The sequence below is a fragment of the Microbispora sp. NPDC046933 genome (genome assembly GCF_040644635.1).
GTDB lineage: Bacteria > Actinomycetota > Actinomycetes > Streptosporangiales > Streptosporangiaceae > Microbispora.
The window spans coordinates 160,321-178,357 of the sequence record NZ_JBEYWW010000017.1 but is presented as its reverse complement, the minus strand read 5'-3'; the positions used below and the strand labels follow the sequence as shown (position 1 = coordinate 178,357).

At 73.2% G+C, this 18,037-nt stretch carries 14 protein-coding genes; 6 read left to right on the top strand and 8 right to left on the bottom strand.

The features are described from left to right. The first annotated feature begins 62 nt into the window (after positions 1-62). Genes ABZ857_RS23460 through ABZ857_RS23450 form a run of 3 tightly spaced genes read left to right on the top strand, consistent with a single transcriptional unit; the run spans position 63 to position 2,642 of the window. Complete coding sequence (locus ABZ857_RS23460) at positions 63-836, top strand: SDR family oxidoreductase (protein WP_357046214.1); 774 nt, start codon at positions 63-65, stop codon at positions 834-836. 16 nt (positions 837-852) lie between these two features. Continuing rightward, positions 853-1,473 (top strand): TetR/AcrR family transcriptional regulator, encoded by a 621-nt coding sequence (locus tag ABZ857_RS23455; RefSeq protein WP_357046212.1) that lies wholly within the window; start codon positions 853-855, stop codon positions 1,471-1,473. Between the two features lie 11 nt (positions 1,474-1,484). After that, on the top strand, positions 1,485-2,642 hold the full coding sequence (locus tag ABZ857_RS23450; RefSeq protein WP_357046210.1) for an acetyl-CoA C-acetyltransferase: 1,158 nt from the start codon (positions 1,485-1,487) through the stop codon (positions 2,640-2,642). Here the strand turns inward: ABZ857_RS23450 and ABZ857_RS23445 are convergent. After that, the gene (locus tag ABZ857_RS23445) at positions 2,639-3,463 is read right to left on the bottom strand and encodes a helix-turn-helix transcriptional regulator (RefSeq protein WP_357046208.1); all 825 of its coding nucleotides are present in this window, start codon (positions 3,461-3,463) and stop codon (positions 2,639-2,641) included. The two genes, ABZ857_RS23450 and ABZ857_RS23445, sit on opposite strands and share 4 nt — an antisense overlap. Positions 3,464-3,494: 31 nt before the next feature. Then, entirely contained in the window at positions 3,495-4,970 is a 1,476-nt protein-coding gene (locus tag ABZ857_RS23440) for an MFS transporter (protein ID WP_357046206.1), read from the bottom strand. Between the two features lie 257 nt (positions 4,971-5,227). On the opposite strand from ABZ857_RS23440, the gene ABZ857_RS23435 reads away from it, so the two are divergent. After that, positions 5,228-6,826 carry a peptide chain release factor 3 gene (locus ABZ857_RS23435; protein WP_357046204.1) on the top strand — a complete coding sequence of 533 codons (1,599 nt, stop codon included), beginning with the start codon at positions 5,228-5,230 and terminating at the stop codon, positions 6,824-6,826. 416 nt (positions 6,827-7,242) lie between these two features. Beyond that, positions 7,243-9,150 (top strand): N-6 DNA methylase, encoded by a 1,908-nt coding sequence (locus ABZ857_RS23430; RefSeq protein ID WP_357046202.1) that lies wholly within the window; start codon positions 7,243-7,245, stop codon positions 9,148-9,150. Between the two features lie 27 nt (positions 9,151-9,177). Here ABZ857_RS23430 and ABZ857_RS23425 read toward each other — a convergent pair whose 3' ends face one another. From ABZ857_RS23425 to ABZ857_RS23400, 6 genes are all read right to left on the bottom strand, one after another. Further along, entirely contained in the window at positions 9,178-9,522 is a 345-nt protein-coding gene (locus tag ABZ857_RS23425; RefSeq protein ID WP_357046200.1) for a hypothetical protein, read from the bottom strand. Next, entirely contained in the window at positions 9,522-11,891 is a 2,370-nt protein-coding gene (locus ABZ857_RS23420; protein WP_357046198.1) for an AAA family ATPase, read from the bottom strand. Before ABZ857_RS23420 ends, ABZ857_RS23425 begins: the two co-directional genes overlap by 1 nt. A 140-nt stretch (positions 11,892-12,031) precedes the next feature. After that, positions 12,032-13,294 carry a cytochrome P450 gene (locus ABZ857_RS23415; RefSeq protein WP_357046196.1) on the bottom strand — a complete coding sequence of 421 codons (1,263 nt, stop codon included), beginning with the start codon at positions 13,292-13,294 and terminating at the stop codon, positions 12,032-12,034. Positions 13,295-13,309: 15 nt separating this feature from the next. After that, positions 13,310-14,095, bottom strand: coding sequence for a TetR/AcrR family transcriptional regulator (locus ABZ857_RS23410; RefSeq protein WP_357046194.1), 786 nt, complete (start codon positions 14,093-14,095; stop codon positions 13,310-13,312). 271 nt (positions 14,096-14,366) lie between these two features. After that, positions 14,367-14,972, bottom strand: coding sequence for a response regulator transcription factor (locus tag ABZ857_RS23405; protein WP_357046192.1), 606 nt, complete (start codon positions 14,970-14,972; stop codon positions 14,367-14,369). Continuing rightward, positions 14,969-16,180, bottom strand: a complete 1,212-nt coding sequence (locus tag ABZ857_RS23400; protein WP_357046190.1) for a histidine kinase — start codon at positions 16,178-16,180, stop codon at positions 14,969-14,971. Before ABZ857_RS23400 ends, ABZ857_RS23405 begins: the two co-directional genes overlap by 4 nt. A 130-nt stretch (positions 16,181-16,310) precedes the next feature. Between ABZ857_RS23400 and polX the strand changes: the two genes are divergently transcribed. After that, positions 16,311-18,029, top strand: a complete 1,719-nt coding sequence (gene polX, locus ABZ857_RS23395; RefSeq protein ID WP_357046188.1) for a DNA polymerase/3'-5' exonuclease PolX — start codon at positions 16,311-16,313, stop codon at positions 18,027-18,029. The last annotated feature ends 8 nt before the right edge of the window (positions 18,030-18,037 follow it).

The following is an 18,037-nucleotide window of genomic DNA, read 5'->3' as shown; positions in this document are numbered from 1 at the left end:
ATTCTTTCTAACAACCATTTGATAGAGTAAATCACGAGTCGTACGCTGAGGAGAGGGTGGGCATGCCGACCTACGTGACCGGTCACGGTCTGCTGCGCGACCGGGTGGCGGTGGTGACCGCCGCGGCCGGCACCGGTATCGGGGGCGCCTGCGCCCGGCGCATGCTGGAGGAGGGCGCGCGGGTCGTCGTGAGCGACGCCCACGAGCGCCGGCTCGGCGAGAGCCTGGCCGCCCTGGAGGAGGAGTTCGGCGCGGACGCGGTGACCGCCGTGCCCTGCGACGTCACCTCCGAGGAACAGGTCCAGCGTCTGTTCGCCGCGGCGGAGGAGCGGTTCGGTCCTGCGGACGTGGTCGTCAACAACGCCGGACTCGGCGGCACGGCCAGGCTCGTCGAGATGACCGACGAGCAGTGGAGCCGGGTTCTCGACGTCACGCTGAACGGCACCATGCGCTGCACCCGCGCCGCGCTGACGCGCATGCAGCCGCGCGGCCGCGGCGTGATCGTGAACAACGCCTCGGTGATCGGCTGGCGGGCCCAGGAGGGCCAGGCGCACTACGCGGCGGCCAAGGCCGGCGTCATGGCGCTGACCAGGTGCGCGGCGATCGAGGCGGCGTCGTACGGCGTGCGGGTCAACGCCGTCGCCCCCTCGCTGGCCATGCACCCGCACCTGGCCAAGGTCACGACCGAGGAACTGCTGGCCGAACTGACCGGGAAGGAGGCCTTCGGCCGCCACGCGGAACCATGGGAAGTCGCCAACGTTATCGTCTTCCTCGCGAGCGACTACTCCTCCTACATGACCGGAGAGGTCGTCTCGGTCTCCAGCCAGCACCCCTGAGAGGTCGAACTTTCCCATGAGCCCACGACGCAGAGACGCAGAGAGCACCGCGGCCGCCCGCGCCGAGCGGCGGGCCGAGCTGCTGGCCACCGCGGCCGAGGTGTTCGCGTCACGGGGCTACGCGGCCACGACGGTCCGCGAGGTGGCGGAGGCCGCCGACATGCTCGGCGGCAGTCTCTACTACCACTTCGACTCCAAGGAGTCGATGGTCGACGAGATCCTGTCGGCCTTCCTCACCGAGATGTGGGCGGCGTACGACAAGGTGACCGGCTCCGGCCTCGGCGCGCGGGAGACCTTCGAGGCGCTGATCGTGGAGTCGTTCCGCACCATCCACCGGCACCGCCCGGCCGTCGTGATCTACCAGAACGAGTCCAAGCACCTCGCGACGAACCCGCGCTTCTCCTATCTGACCGAGTCGCAGCGGCGCTTCCGTGAGATGTGGCTGTCGGTGCTGGACCGCGGCGTCACCGACGGCGTCTTCCGGGCCGACCTCGACACCGGCCTCATCTACCGCTTCATCCGCGACACCGTGTGGCTGGCCGCGAGCTGGTACCGCGGTGACGGCCCGCTGCCGGCCGAGGAGATCGCCAGGCAGTACATAGCGATGGTCCTGGACGGGATCCTGACAACAACCTGAGGAGTTGTGCGATGGCGGAGGCATACATCGTCGAGGCGGTGCGCACCCCCGTGGGCAGGCGCGGCGGAGGCCTTTCCGGCGTCCACCCCGCCGACCTGGGCGCGCACGTGCTGACCGAGCTCATGACGCGCTCCGGGGTGGACCCGGCCGCGGTGGAGGACGTGGTCTTCGGCTGCCTGGACACGGTGGGCCCGCAGGCCGGCGACATCGCCCGCACCTGCTGGCTGGCCGCCGGGCTGCCCGAGGAGGTGCCGGGCGTCACCGTCGACCGGCAGTGCGGCTCCTCCCAGCAGGCCGTCCACTTCGCCGCGCAGGCCGTGATGTCCGGCACCAGCGACCTCGTCGTGGCCGGCGGCGTGCAGAACATGTCGCAGATCCCGATCGCCTTCGCCTCGCGCGGCGCCGCCGACTCCCTCGGCTTCACCGAGGGGCCGTACGTCGGCTCGCGCGGCTGGCAGGCCAGGTATGGCAAGCAGGACGTGTCGCAGTTCCGCGGCGCCGAGATGATCGCCAGGGACTGGGACATCTCCCGCGAGGACATGGAGGCGTTCGCCTTCGAGTCGCACCAGCGGGCGATCCGGGGGACCGACGAGGGCCGCTTCGCCAGGGAGATCGCCCCTCTCGAGGGCGTCACCGCCGACGAGGGCCCCCGCCGGGACACCTCGCTGGAGAAGATGGCGGGCCTGCAGACCCTGGAGGAGGGCGGGCGGCTCACCGCCGCCGTCGCCTCGCAGATCTCCGACGGCGCGGCCGCCCTGCTGATCGCCTCGGAGGCCGCGGTGAAGGCGCACGGCCTGCGTCCCCGGGCCCGGATCCATCACCTGTCCGCCCGCGGGGAGGACCCCATCCGCATGCTGTCCGCGCCGATCCCCGCCACGGCGTACGCGCTGAAGAAGACCGGCATGTCGATCGACGACATGGACGTCGTCGAGATCAACGAGGCGTTCGCGTCGGTCGTGCTGGCCTGGCTCAAGGAGACCGGCGCCGACCCCGCCCGGGTCAACCCCAACGGCGGCGCGATCGCGCTCGGCCACCCGCTCGGCGCGACCGGCGCCCGGCTGATGACCACCCTGCTGCACGAGCTCGAGCGCACCGGCGGCCGGTACGGCCTGCAGACGATGTGCGAAGGCGGCGGCCAGGCCAACGTGACCGTCATCGAGCGTCTCTAGTCCCGGCTCCCGGGCTCCCGGCCGTCCGGTGCGGGCAGGTGGAACACCAGTGAGTGCCCTGGGCTGTCGACCACGTCGACCAGGGCGAGCCGGAAGGTCCGCGTGCCGAGGCCGGGAGCCCTGATCGTGCGAGGCCGCAGCCGCGGGCCGTGGACGTGCCGCTCGCCCCACCAACGACGGAACTCGGGGCTGGCCTCCCGCAGACCGGCCACCAGCGCGCTCATCCTCGCGTCGCCCGCCAGCAGCGGGTAGGCGGTGCGCAGCCGGGCGACGACGTCGAGGGCGTCGCCGGCCCAGCCGGGCAGCCGTCGCCTCGCCTCGGGGTCCGTCAGCAGCCACCACAGCATGTTCCTGCGTGAGTCCGGCAGCCGTCCGAAGTCCGTGTACCACTCCGTGGCCGCCCGGTTCCACGCCACGACGTCGCCGTAACGGTTGCCCGCGTAGAGGGGCCAGGGACCCCGACCTGCGGCCTCGACCAGCCGTACGACGAGGTCGTCGCCCACGACCGGCCCGTCCACACTGCCCGGCCGGGTGCGCGCGAGCCGGTGGACGTAGCGGCGCTCGTCCTCGCTGAGACCGAGCACGCGGGCCAGGCTGTCGAGAACCTGGGGCGAGGGGTTGATGTCACGGCCCTGCTCCAGGTAGGTGTACCAGGTCGGGCTGAGGCCGGCGAGCACCGCGACCTCCTCGCGCCGCAGGCCCTTCGTCCGGCGGTGGGGGCCCACCGGCAGGCCCATGTCCTGCGGCGCCACCCGGGCCCGCCGGTCGCGCAGGAACCGCGCCAGCTCGCGCCTGTTGTCGTGCCCGGTCTCGCCGCCCATCCCACCCCCGCCGGTCGCCCGCGTTCCTCCATCATCGCGAACCGGCGTGCCCGGCAGAAGAGGCCGGCCCGCCCCACCACCGGTCCGGCACCGTGAGCACCGCGGCGGCCGCGGCCAGCGCCCCGAGGCAGACCAGGCTCGCCGCGAACGCCCTGCCGTACGCCTGGGGGGAGGCGGCCTCTCCTCCGGCGCCGCCCAGGACGCCGAAGAAGACGATCCCGATCATCGCCACGCCGAGCGCCCCGGCCATCTGCTGGACCGTGGACAGCACGCCGGAGGCCGAACCCGCGTCGCCGGGGCCGACGCCGGAAAGCGCCTGCGACAGCAGCGGGGCGCCGACCATGCCGATCCCCGCTCCCGCCACGGCCATCAGCGCCTCGTACAGCGGAAGGTTCACCGCCGCGCCGGCGTTCCGGGTGACCAGCGCGAGGCAGCCCTCCCCCGCGACGACGAGGAGCGCGCCGGCCGTGAGCGTACGGCGGCCAAGCAGGCGGGTGAACCTCGCGGCGTTCGCCGAGGTGGCGAAGAACGCCATGCCCATCGGGAGGAACACCAGGCCGGCGCCGAGAGGGGAGCGGCCCAGCCCGTCCTGCACGTACAGCGCGATGACGAGCATGAACGAGGCCATGCCGCCGTAGACCGCGAGCACGGTGGCCAGGCCGGCCGTGAACGACCGGGACCGGAACAACGACGGCTCCACCAGCGGGGCGCCGCCGGCCCGCGACAGGCGCAGCTGCTGGACCGCGAACAGGGCGAACATCGCGGCGCTCGCCGCCAGCGACGCGAAGGTCCAGCCGGGCCAGCCCTCCTGCCTGCCCTCCACGAGCGGCACCAGCAGGAGCAGCAGGGCGGGCACGACGAGGACCACGCCCGTCAGGTCGAGCGTGCGCGCGGTCTCGGAGCGCGACTCGGGCACGAGGCGCAGCAGGAGCAGCGTGACCACGCCGACGGGCAGGTTCACCAGGAAGCAGGCGCGCCAGCCCAGGCCGAGCACGTCCGCCGCGATGAGCAGGCCGCCGAGGACCTGCCCGCCGACGGTGGCCAGGCCGAGCGCGGCGCCGTACCCCGCGAACGCCCTGGGCCGGTCGTCGCCCGTGTAGGTGACGGTGATGACGGACAGGACCTGCGGGAACATCAGCGCCGCCGCGATCCCCTGCAGGACGCGGGCGGCCAGGAGCATCATCGGGCCCGTCGCCAGCCCGCACATCGCGGACGCGGCGGTGAACCCGGCCAGGCCGATCGCGAACACCCTGCGCCTGCCGTACAGGTCGCCGAGACGGCCGCCCGTGATCAGGCCCGACGCGTACGCCATGCCGTATCCGGCGACCACGAACTGGATCTGCGCGTCGGTGGCGTGCAACTCGGCCTGGGCCGAGGGGATGGCGACGTTCACGATGAAGAAGTCGAGGATCGTCATGAACGTGCCGACGAGGATCACCGGGAGAGCGAGCCAGCGGCGGCGCCCCCGCACGGTGGTCCCGGCCGGTTCCGTTGCGAGAAAGGACATGCTTCGTCTCCTGGTCGTGGTGGTGGGTCCCGGCCAGAGCCTCTCCGGCCACGGCGGGAAGGGCCAGAATCGGCCGATGCCGGTATCGCGAGTGCCACCCTCAGGCGGCGCCCGCCGATGGCCGGGCGGCGCCGATTCCGGGGCGCGGCGCCCGGCGCGGTAACCTCAACCGTCCACCGCTGTTTGGGAGCCCGGATGGCCTGCACGCACGACCGCACCACGACGACCCGCGCCCGCGCCGGCAGGGTGATGTGGCGATGAGCACCGCCACGGGTGAGGCGGCCCGCCGCCGCACGTTCGCGGTGATCAGCCACCCGGACGCCGGAAAGTCCACGATGACCGAGGCGCTCGCCCTGCACGCCTCGGCGATCACCCAGGCGGGAGCGGTGCACGGCAAGGCCGGCCGGCGGGGCGTGACGTCCGACTGGATGGAGATGGAGCGGGCCCGCGGCATCTCCATCACCTCGGCCGCGCTGCGCTTCGACTACCGCGATCACGTGTTCAACCTGGTCGACACGCCCGGCCACGCCGACTTCTCCGAGGACACCTACCGTGTGCTGGCCGCGGTCGACTGCGCGGTCATGCTGCTCGACGCGGCCAAGGGCATGGAGCCGCAGACCATGAAGCTGTTCGAGGTCTGCCGCCACCGCCGCATCCCCGTCATCACGTTCGTCAACAAGTGGGACCGGCCGGGCCGCGAGCCGCTGGAGCTGCTCGACGAGATCGAGGAGCGTACCGGTCTGCGTCCCACGCCGGTCACCTGGCCGATCGGCGCCGCCGGGAACTTCCACGGCGTGGTCGACCGGCTGGAGGGCCGCGCGGTCCGCTACACCCGCACCCCCGGCGGCGCCACCAAGGCGCTGGAGACCGAGCTGACCCCCGAGCAGGCCGCGGCCGAGCTCGGGGCCGACTGGGCCCGCGCGGGGGAGGAGGCCGACCTGCTCGCCGCGATCGGCGCCGAGCACGACCAGAAGGCGTTCGAGGCGCACGAGTCGACGCCGGTGCTGTTCGGCGCGGCGCTGTCCAACTTCGGCGTGGCCCGGCTGCTGGACGTGCTCGTCGACCTCGCCCCCGCCCCGGCCCCCCGGCCGGACGTCGAGGGCGCGGTCCGGCCGCTGGACGCGCCGTTCTCCGGCCTGGTGTTCAAGGTGCAGGCCAACATGGACCCCGCCCACCGCGACCGCATCGCGTTCGTCCGGGTCTGCTCCGGCCGGTTCGAGCGCGGCATGGTGCTCACCCACGCGGCCACCGGCCGCCCGTTCGCCACCAAGTACGCCCAGTCGGTGTTCGGCCAGGAGCGCGCCACAATCGACGAGGCGTACCCGGGAGACGTCGTCGGGCTGGTGAACGCCACCGCGCTGCGACCGGGGGACACGCTGTATGAGGGGAAGCAGGTGGAGTTCCCGCCCATCCCCAGCTTCGCCCCCGAGCACTTCGCCGTGGCCCGGTCCCGCAGCACCGCCAAGGCCAAGCAGTTCCGCCGCGGCATCGACCAGCTCGACGGCGAGGGCGTGATCCAGGTGCTGCGCTCCGACCTGCGCGGCGACCAGGCCCCCGTGCTCGCGGCGGTCGGGCCCATGCAGTTCGAGGTCGTGCAGCACCGCTTGGCCGTCGAGTTCGGCGCGGAGATCGTCCTCGACCGGCTGGAGTACACCCTCGCCCTCCGGACCGACGCCGAGTCAGCGGAGGTGCTGCGGCGCCAGCGCGGCGCGGAGGTGCTGACCCGCAGCCGCGACCAGGCCCTGCTCGCCGTGTTCACCGACCAGTGGCGCATGCGCTCCATCCAGCGCGAACACGAGGGCCTCACGCTGGAGCCCCTCATCGCCGGTCAGGGACTGCCCGGCGCGACCGGCTGACCTGGTCGTAAGTCAGTTGGTGCGGGTGTTCGGCAGATGATCGCCGAGATAGCCGACATAGATCCTGCCGGTCGCGCCGGCTGAACCTGGCGCTGCCGGTGACCGTCGCGGACTCGCGCATGGCGAGCATGCCGGGCGGGATCACGCGCCGGAGGAGCGGGCACGGGCGAAGTCGTCCAGCGCGAGCAGCGCGTCCCACGCCGGTGGGGCCGATGACGAGGTGGCTCAGCCGGGAACGGGCCTCGACCAGCACTTCGGCGAGGCTTCCGGGGTGGCCGGACTCGGCGAGGGTGCGTTCCAGCCACCGAACCCGTTCCTCCACGGCAGCGTAACAGGGACAGTGTGCTTGAAGACGCCGAGATCGGTGTGAACCTGGCATGCTGACGGGCGTGGACGATTCCGGGGGTTCGGCTGCGATGAGGCGCGACGACATCACGGTCAACGCGGCCGACATCGCGCGGCTCGCCGACGTCGGCAGGGCCGCGGTGAGCAACTGGCGCAAGCGGTTCGAGGACTTCCCGCAGCCGGTCGGAGGCACGGCGAGCAGCCCGGCCTTCTCGCTCGCGGACGTCGAGGCGTGGCTGCGCCGCCACGGCCGGTACGTCGAGGTCGCGCCGATCGAGCGGCTCTGGCAGCGGCTGCGGGCCGGCACCGACGACATCCGGCTCGGCGACGCCGTCGCCCACGCTGGGGCCCTGCTGCTGTCCGTCCGGCAGGATCCCGCGGCATGGCGGAAGCTGCTCCGCCTGGACGACGACTCCCTGCTCCGGCGGCTACCGGCGCAGGCGCCCGACGGGGTCGTCGTGGACGCCGGCCTGGTCAGGGCCATCGCCGAGGTGGGCGAGGCCGAGGGCCCGGTGGCGGCCTTCCGGGGCATCTGCGACCGCTACGCCGAGCTGCACTCGCGCAGGCTGCTGGCCACGCCGCGTCCCGTCGCCGAGCTGATGGCCAGGCTCGGCGGCACCGCCGGCGCGACGGTCCTCGACCCCGCCTGCGGGATCGGCACGCTGCTGCTCGCCTCCGGCGCCTCGCGGGCCCTGGGCCAGGAGCTCAACGAGAGCGCGGCGCGTCTGGCCGGGATCCGCCTGCGGTTCGCGGACACCGCGGGCACCGTCGCGGCCGGCGACTCGCTGCGGGCCGACGCCTTCCCCGGCGAGCTCGCCGACGTGGTGGTCTGCAATCCGCCGTTCAACGAGCGCGGATGGGGATACGAGGAGCTGACCAGCGACCCCCGATGGGAGTACGGCCTGCCTCCGCGCGGCGAGTCGGAGCTGGCCTGGGTGCAGCACTGCCTCGCCCACGTGAAACCGGGCGGCCTGGTGGTCGTCATGATGCCGGGCACCGCGGCCGCCAGGCGCCCCGGCAGGCGGATCCGGGGCAACCTGCTGCGTGCGGGCGCGCTGAGGGCGGTCATCACGCTCTCCCCCGGAGCCGCTCCCGCCTCCAGCGGCGCGCCCGATCTGTGGGTGCTGCGCCGGCCGGTGCCGGGAGACAGCCCGCCGTCCGACGTGCTGATGGTCGACGCGGGCGAGGACCTCGTCCTGGCGGACAAGGCGTGGCAGGCCTTCGTCGACGGCGCCGAGCTGCCCGCGGGCAGCGGAAGCGTCAGGATCATCGACCTCCTCGACGAGGAGGTGGACCTGAGCACCGGCCACCGGGTGTCCTCCACCGGGCAGGCCGACCCCGCGGGGTACGCGGCGGTGCGGGAGAAGACCGAGGAGCTGCTCCGCGGCCTCGGGACGGGCCTGCCCCGGCTGGTCCCGGGCGGGCGTGGGGAGCTGCCGATGACCAGCCTCGGCGAGCTCGCCCGCGCGGGCGTGGTGGCGATCATGCAGGGGCCCCTGAAAATGCCGGACGAGGGCGATCTTGCGGTGCTCACCGCCAAGGACCTGCTGCTCGGCCGGGCGCCGAGTGGCCGTACGGCCGACGTGACCGGTCAGGTGCGGATCGAGGCCGGGGACGTGGTCGCGCCGCTCATCGCGGGAAGCGGCCCCGTGCCGCGCGTGATGACGGAGACCGGCGCGGTGCTCGGCGCCCAGCTCCTGCTCATCCGGGCCGACCCCGAGCGGCTCGACCCGCACTTCCTCGCCGGATGCCTGCGCGCCGCCGCCGGCACCTCGACCAGGCTCGGCTCCTCGATGCGCGTCGATCCCCGCCGTGCCCAGCTGCCCCGTCTCGCCGTCGAGGAGCAGCGCAGGTACGGCGAGGCGTTCCGCGGGCTGCTCGAATTCGAGGACGCGATGCGGGCCGCGCGGGAGATGAGCGAGAGCCTGGTCGCGGCCGGTTTCGCCGGCCTGTTCGATGGCACTCTGCGACTCGGATGATCCGACAGTCCCGGGAAGGCGGGGCCGTCACCGCAGGCGCCCGGCCAGCGCCCTCACCTCCGTGTGCAGGCCGCGCAGCTCGGCGGCCGTGGGGCTGAGCTCGTATCCGTGATAGTGGCAGGCGCGGCTGAGCGCGGCCCAGCACCGCGCCGCCAGCCGGGCGGTGTCGGGATCGCGGTAGCCCTTGAGGCAGACGATCTGGGCGTGCGTGTCGCAGCGCTCCAGGCCCGGCGCCGTCCTCGACCAGTAGTCGGCCAGGCATGCCTCCAGGGCCAGCCGGATGAGGAACGCGGCCGCCCGCGGCCACGTTCTGTCTCCCCTGGCGCTCAGCAGGGCGTCGGCGTCGTCGAGGAACGTGAGACACCGGGACATCAGCGGGCCTCCCGCAGACCACGGGCGAGCCGGGTGACGTTCCCGATCGGATCCCTGCCGTGCCCGCGCAGGATCTCGTAGAAGCGCTGCGGGTTGTGACTGCCCTGGTTGCACGCGCGATAGACCGCGCTCGCCCAGTCGCCGAAGCGGCGGTCCAGCCGGCCGGGCACGTCCTCGCGCCGTACGCCGAGGGCGAGGGCGGCGATGTCGCCGGTCGACCGGGCGGCGGCGATGCCGCGTTCGGTCTCCGCGTAGTCGACCCCTTCAGACAACAGCCGCCGGCGGGCCGCTTCCACGAACGCCGTCTCCAGCGCCACCCGGCACAGTCCGGGCAGGACCGTCTGGCCCACGTTGCGGGGGAGCCGGGGGTTCAGCGCCACGCCCCGCGCCTCCTGCAGCGCGCGCTCCACCGGGTCGAGGTCGACGGCGATCTCGATCTCGGATCGTTCTCCGCGCCGGACCTCGAGGATGGTGGCCTCGATTCCGAGGCGCCGGATCGCCTGCGGCAGCCGCGTGTCGTGCGTGAAGACGACCACCTGGCGATGCCTGGCGACCTCGTCGAGCAGCTGCGCCAGCCCGTCCACCTTCTCGGGGTCCATCGACTGGACGGGGTCGTCGATGACCAGGAAACGGAAGGGGCTGCGGTCGACGAGGGCGCGGGGGAGGAACAGTGCCAGGGCAAGCGCGTGCAACTCGCCCTGACTCATCACCCCGAGCGCCGCACCGGGAATGTCGTCCACGGCCACGCTCAGCTCCGCGCGGCGCAGGTTGCCCCTGCCTTCCAGGCGGATCTCCCGCAGCGCCACGTTGCTGTGCCCGCGCATGATCTGCCAGTAGAGGCGCGCCTCCTGCCCCTGTGCCGCCATCCGCTCGGCCCGCAGCGTGTCGTGCAGGTCGCGGGCCCAGGCGTCGGCCTTCTTCACCAGCGCGAGCCGCGCCTTCGCCTCCTGCCCCGCACGGGCGTCCCTGCACCAGGCGGCCAGCTCCGGCGCGACCTCCTGCCAGTCGCCGTCCAGCTCCGCGAGCCGGCGGCGGGCCTCCTCCCGTACGGCCGCGCACTCGGCCGCCAGCCGCAGCCCGGCGGCCTCGAAGACGTCGGGGTCGCCGTGCTCGCGGCAGGCCGCCCATGCCTGCCACAGACCGGTCAGCCGTTCGGGCAGGCCGGGTGGCGGGTCGGCGACGAGCCTGCGCGCGGCCTCGCCCGCGTCCCGCACCTCCTGCACGGCCGCCGTCGCGTCCGCGGCCTCCCGCCGGAGCCGGGTGACCTCCTGGGCCGCCCGCGCGGCCCAGGACTCACCGAGGGCGTCAGGGGTGCCGCAGGCCGGGCAGGAGGGATCATCCGGATGCCGCCGATGGTGGGCCAGCACGAGATCGAGCAGATCGGCCCGCCTTCCGGCGTCCTCGGCCGCGGACTGCCTGAGCCGCTCCGCGGCGCGGCGCGCGCGACGCAGGCGCTCGGAGGCCTCCCGGACCGCCTGCTCGGCGGGTCCGGTGAGGTCCGCGAGCCGGCGCAGCGCCTCGTGCGCGGCGTCTCGTGCCCGCTCGCCTGTCACCAGTGCCTCGACGACGGACAGGTCGGGGCGGGCCTTGCTCAGTTCGGCGTGCGCCGTCGCGGCCCTCGGGTCGGCCCTACCCGCGAGCCGCGCGAGCAGCGGGGGAAGACCCTGACGCGGCTTGCGTGCCGTCTTGTCGAGCGCCAGCGCCTGGTCGTGCAGGGCTTTGCAGGCCGCGGCCAGCCGCCCCAGGCCCAGGATCGCGGAGATCTTGTCGTGGATCTCCGTCGGCTTGTCGAGCGCGGTGCCCAGCTCCGCGTACGGGAGAAAGGGCCGGAAATCGGCCAGAGCCCCCGCCAGCCCGAGAGCGGTGAGCGGCGCCTCCGGCCGGCCGGGGCGGACGACGGTCGCGGCCGTGGCGTCGTGCCTGTCACCGGTCCACCCGAGCCTGACCACGCTCGGTTCGCTGTCACCCGCGATCGCCAGCTCGACCTCGATCTCCGGTGAGACGCCTGCGTGGAGGTTGGCGAACCCGCCCGTCCAGATCTGCGACCGGTCCCTCCACCGGGAGTTCTCACCGGTGAGCGCCATCTCGACGGCCTCGGCGAAGCTGGACTTCCCCGAGCCGTTCCTGCCGGTGACGAGGGTGAGCCCGTTGCCGGGCGTCAAAGGCAGGCGGGCGGCCCTGCCGATGCCGCGGAACCCCCGGACGCTCACCGCCCCCAGGTAGATCCCGGAGACGTCCGGCGCGTCCTTCGGCGGCGCGGCGCCCAGTGCGGCGCGGACGAGTTCCTCCACCTCGGCAGGCGGCTTCGTGTTCGCGAGCCGGGCGTCGAGTTCCTCATCCAGTGTCGCGGCCCGGAGGGCGTCGGGCATGAGGGATCTCCTGGTGTGCGGGGGAGCAGAGCTACGCGCGGGCGGCCCCGGAGATGCCGCCCGTCGCGAGCAGTAAAGCACACCTGTGTATGCCCTTCACGGGCAAACGTAGGATTGCCCAGATTTTCGCCTGATGTCCTTCATGTCCCCAGGCGTACGGGAAGGCGGGCCAGGCGCCAGGAGAACGGGAGGAACTGCCGGTCGAGGTCCTCCGGCGCGACCGCCAGTTCGAGCCGGGGGTAGCGGCGCAGCAGGGCGTCGAAGGCCACCTCGCCCTCCTGCCGGGCCAGCGCGGCGCCCAGGCAGTAGTGCAGGCCATGGCCGAAGCCGACGTGGACCTCCTTGTGGCCGTCGGGCTCGCGGGTGACGTCGAGCCGGTCGGGGTCGTCGAAGCGCCGGGGGTCGTAGTTGGCCGACACCAGCACCGCCATCACCGGTTCGCCCCGGCGTACGGTCATGCCGCCGATCTCGACGTCCTCGGCCGCGTACCGGAGCCGGGTGCCCTGGACGGGCCCGCACCAGCGCATCAGCTCGTGCACGGCGCGCGGCAGCAGTCCGGGGTCGGCCCGGAGCGCGGCGAGCTGGTCCGGGTGGGTCAGCAGGGCGGCGGTGCCGTTGCCGATCAGGTGGGCGGTGGTCTCGTGCCCGGCGAGGACGAGCGTGAGGACCATGGTGACCATCTCGGTGTCGGTCAGCCGGTCGCCGTCCTCGTCATGGGCGCGGATCAGGCCGGTCAGCAGGTCGCCGGCAGGCTCGGCCCGGCGGCGGGCGATGAGTTCCCGGATGTAGGTCACCATGTGCCGCAGCGGCTCGCTCAGCGCCCCCGGTTCGAGCGAGATCAGGCTCCTGCCCCACTCCCGCCACAGCGGGCGGTCCTCCTCGGGGATGCCGACCAGCTCGCAGATGACGGTGATCGGCAGGGGGTAGGCGAAGCGCTCGATCAGGTCGGCGACGCCGTCCTCGGCATGGCCGGGCAGCCGGTCGAGGAGGTCCTCGGTGATCTGCTCGACCCGGGGCCGCAGCTCCGCCACCCGGCGGGCGGTGAAGGCGCGCGAGACCAGCCTGCGCAGCCGGAGGTGGTCGTCGCCGTCGGCGTCGAGGACGCTGTCGAGGAGGTACGCGGCGTACTCGCGCGGGATCCCGCGGGCCTCGATGAGCTGCTCGCGGAGGTTGTGCACGTCCGCTCCCGGCACGTTGGCCGGGTTGTTGACGAACCGGCGGTCGCCCAGCACGGTCTTGACGTCGTCGTAGCGCGTGACGAGCCAGACCGGGGAGTCCAGGCCGGGGAAGGAGCCGCGTGCCATCGGGGCCCGCTCCCGCAGGCGCGAGTAGCCCCCGAACGGATCGCGCACCAGGTCCGCGTCGAACAGGTTGACGGGTCCTGCCGTGCTGGAAGTGCTCATGCCTACCTCCACGTGTCAGGTGCGTCTGTGCCGGTGGATCTCCTCGTTCAGCCGGTCCAGCAGGCGCTGGTAGATCTCGTTCACTCGCGGCGCCGCCGCCCGGACGCTCTCGGGCCGCCCCGGGAGCTCGAAGGCCGAGCGGACGACATGGGCGAGCATGTCCGCGTTGTCCGCCAGGGCGGGCACGGTGGACGGCGACAGAGGCTCGATCGCGACGAAGCCGGTCAGGATCGACTCGTACGCGTGGACCTGGAGGGCCGGGGACTGCTCGGTGCGGACCAGGCCGTGCTCGCGCAGCACCTCGACGTGCGCCCGGAGCGCGCGGTCGCGCACGTCGAGCAGGCCCGGCAGGTTCTCGGCGGCGCTCCTGCTCAGCGTGCCGAGGGTGTCGCCGTCGCCGAGGAGCGTCGCCCGGAAGATCGGCTCCTCGTGCATCCACAGGTACGTGGACCTGGCCACGCTGCTGAGCAGCACCGCGGAGGGGTCGGCGCGGACGCCGGCGGCGAACCGCTCGATGATCCGGGCCTCGGCGCGGATCAGCACCGCGAGGAAGAGCAGTTCCTTGGTGCTGAAATGCAGGTAGACGGTGCCCTTGCCGACGCCCGCCCGCCGGGCCACGTCCTCGACCGTGATGCGCGGGTATCCCCAGGTCACCAGGAGTTCGCCCGCGGCGTCCAGGATGCGCTCGGCCCGCCGCTCGCGCTCCCGCCCGACGGGGACCGGGCCCGCCGGCCGGGAATCGAGGTACGTCACCGCGCCCCCCTCCGCCGTGGTCGTGACCGAGATGACGATTCCGGTCACACAGTCGACCGTACGCCGCGGGAAGCGGCCGGGCAAGACGGAGGTCAGGCGGGCGCATCGCTAACCCGGCGGCCGGCCCGCCCGCGCCTGAGGGAGCCAGGGGCTGATGATGGGCCTGAGGTCCCAGAGTTTCCAGTCGTCGATCACCGTCGCTAGGTGCTCAGGCGTTCAGCCGAGACGATCGTCAAGCGCCGGTCTTGGAACGTGGTGGCACCGGTCTTGCGGGGCGGTTGCGGACGCCGTTTTCGGGCCGGCCGCAAGGTGATCCGGGTCAGAGCCAGCCGTTGTGGCGGGCGACCCGGACGGCCTCCATGCGGTTGCGGGTGCCGGTCTTGGTGATGCACGCCGACAGGTGGTTGCGTACGGTGCTCTCCGACAGGTAGAGGCGCCCGGAGATGTCGGCGGCGGTGGAGCCGTCCGCGGCGGCGGCGAGCACCTCGCGCTCGCGCGGCGTCAGCGGGTTCGGCCCGGCGCTCAGGGCCGCTGTGGCCAGGGCGGGGTCGACCACGACCTCACCCGCGAGCACGCGCCTGATCGCCTGGGCCAGTTCGCCGACGGGCCGGTCCTTGACCACGAAGCCGCGCGCGCCCGCGTCCAGCGCCCTGCGCAGGTAACCCGGTCGTCCGAACGTCGTGACGATGACCACCACGCACTCCGGGAGGGCGGCCCGAAGGTCGGCGGTCGCGTCGAGCCCGCTGCCGCCGGGCATCTCGATGTCGAGCAGGGCCACGTCGGGCCTGGCCCGCAGCGCGGCGGGAACGATCTCGCCCGCCGTCGCGACCTGCGCGACGACCTCGAAGTCGTCCTCCAGGTCGAGCAGCACGGTGAGCGCGTCGCGCATCATCGTCTGGTCCTCGGCGATCAGCACCCGGGTCACGGGCCATCCTCCCGGTCGTCGTCGTCCACGCCCGCGTGCGGGATCTCGGCGGTGAGGACGAACCCCCGCGGCAGGCGGGCTGCCGTCAGCCGCCCGCCCGCGGCGGCCAGGCGCTCGCGCAGCCCGCGCAGCCCGCTGCCGTCCTCCTCACCGACGGCACCGCCCGAGTCGTCGTCATGATCAGAGCCGTCGTCGCTGATCTCGACCAGCACAGGGTCGCGGTCGCGACGCAGCGTGATGACGCAGCGCCGGGCGCCGGAGTGCCGCACGACGTTCGTGACCCCCTCCCGGACGACCCAGCTCAGCAGCATGTCGGTCTCCCGCGTCAGCGCGGGCCCCGACTCCTTCACCACGCAGTCGACGCCGGCCGTGGCCAGGGCCGCCCTGGCGCTGTCGAGTTCGAAGGCGAGGCTCGCGTCCCGGTAACCCGTGACCGCCTCGCGCACCTCGGTCAGCGCCTGCCGCCCGATGGCCTCGATGTCCGCCGCGTGCCGCACGGCCGCGTCCGTGTCGCGCGGGGCCAGTCGCCGTACGGCCTCGGCCTTGACGACCACCATCGAGAGCGTGTGGCCGAGCAGGTCGTGCAGGTCGCGCGAGAAGCGCAGGCGCTCGGCCGAGACGGCGGCGACGGCCAGCTTCTCCCTGGTCCGGCCGAGCTCCTCGATCACCTCGGACATCCGGCGGAAGCCGTACGTCGTGATCCCGGCGAACAGGGTGGTCAGCGCCGTGCCCCACAGGGCGTCGCCGAACGACCTGCCGCCCACGGGGACGATCGCGGCGAGCGCGGCCGTGACGGCGACGAGCGGGGGCGCGGCGCGGACCGGGAGGACGAGCGCCACGGCCACGGCGAGCAGGGAGAACAGCGTCTGCCAGCCGTCCACTCGGTAGGCCAGGGCCGCCGTGACCGTGACCGCCGCGAGCAGCGCGACGAACGCCACCGGCAGGGGCCGTAAACCCGGGCCGGAGCGGGCGCCGGTCACCACGGCTCCCGCGAACGAGACCCCCGCCGCGGCCACCAGGGTCCAGGCGGGCCAGGCCGGCACGGTCGACGCCGCGGCGGTGGCCGGTGCCAGCAGCAGGAGGACGGTCAGTCCCAGCGCCGACGCGAGCAGCCGGACCGGAAGCCATGCCGGCAGGCCCCGCCGGAAACGGCCCGGTCGGGCCACACCGGGCTCGCACCCGTCCCCCCGCGCCGTCACCTCCGCCATGGCCGCCATTATGGTCGGCTTCCGGCTGGGGCGGGCAGGGCGGGATGTCGCCTCGCGGGCAGTACGAATCACCCGGGTCTTCGGTCCCACGGGGCCGGGACCTTAGCCTGACGGGTGGGGGGTGCCTGTGATGAGACGCTGCAACGAGGAGGTCGCCGGGCTGCTGCAGGAGTACGCCGACCTGATCGCGATCACCGGGGGAGACGCGTTCAAGGTCAGGGTCTACGAGAAGGCGGCCCGGTCGGTCGGCGGGTACGGCCGGGAGATCGACGGCATGGACGCGGCGGCCCTGCGGGCGATCCCGAACGTCGGCGCGTCGATCGCCGGGAAGATCGACGAATACCTGCGGACCGGGTCGATCCACCAGTTGGAGGAGCTGCGGACGAAGATCCCCGCCGGGGTGCGCCTGCTGACCACGATTCCCACGCTCGGGCCGAAGAAGGCCATGGTCCTGTACCACGAGCGGGGCGTCGACTCGATCGAGAAGCTGGAGGACGCGATCCACGCCGGGGCACTGGAGGGGCTGCACGGGTTCGGGGCGAAGACCGAGGAGAACCTGCTCCACGGCATCGAGGTGATGCGCAAGACCGGCAGCCGGGTGCACATCGGGATCGCGATGGCGGTCGCCGAGGAGATCGTGCCCGCGCTGTCGGCCGTGCCGGGCTGCGAGCGGTGCGCGTACGCCGGGTCGCTGCGGCGGATGAAGGACACGATCGGCGACGTCGACGTCCTGGCCACGGCCGACGACTCGGCCGCCCTGATGGCGGCCTTCACCACGCTGCCGTACGTCACCGAGGTGATCGCGCACGGCGAGACGAAGAGCTCGGTCCGTACGGACGCGGGGCTCCAGGTCGACCTGCGGGTGGTGCCGAGGGACTCCTGGGGGGCGGCGCTGCAGTACTTCACCGGCTCCAAGGCGCACAACATCCGCACCAGGGAGATCGCCGTGCACCGGAAGCTGAAGCTGTCGGAGTACGGCGTGTTCGACGTGGCGACCGGCGAGAAGATCACCTCGGCGGACGAGGCGGAGGTGTACGGCATGCTCGGCCTGCCGTGGATCGAGCCGACGCTGCGCGAGGACACCGGGGAGATCGAGGCCGCGTTGGGCGAGGGGCTGCCCAGGGTGGTGACCATGGCCGACATCCGCGGCGACCTGCACACGCACACCGACCTGACCGACGGGCTCGCGCCGCTGGAGGAGATGGTCGAGGCGGCGGCGGCGCGCGGCTACGCCTACTACGCGGTGACCGACCACGCGCCCAACCTCTACATGCAGCGGATGACCGACGAGAAGGCGCTGGACCAGCGCGAGCGGCTCCGCCGCCTCGGCGCCGCCCGCCCCGGCATGACGCTGCTGCACGGGTGCGAGCTCAACATCGACCCGGTGGGAGAGGTCGACTGGCCGCCGGAGTTCCTGGCCGGGTTCGATCTGTGCGTGGCCTCGGTGCACTCGCACTTCACCCAGTCGCCCGAGGAGATGACCCGGCGGTTGATCCGGGCCTGCGAGAACCCGTACGTGAAGATCATCGGCCACCCGACGGCGCGGGTCGTCGGAAGGCGGGAGCCGGTGGACGCCGACTGGCCCAGCGTGTTCGACGCCTGCGTCCGCACCGGGACCGCGCTGGAGATCGACTCCTTCCCCGACCGGCTCGACCTGCCCTCGGGCCTGGTCCGGCGGGCCGCGGAACGGGGCGTGCTGTTCGCGATCGACAGCGACGCGCACGCCGTGCCCCACCTGGACGTCATGCGGTACGGCGTCGGCACCGCGCAGCGGGGCTGGCTCACGCCCGACCGGGTAATCAACACGTGGCCACTCGACCGGCTGCGGGAGTTCCTCCGCCCGGGATGAAGGGGGTT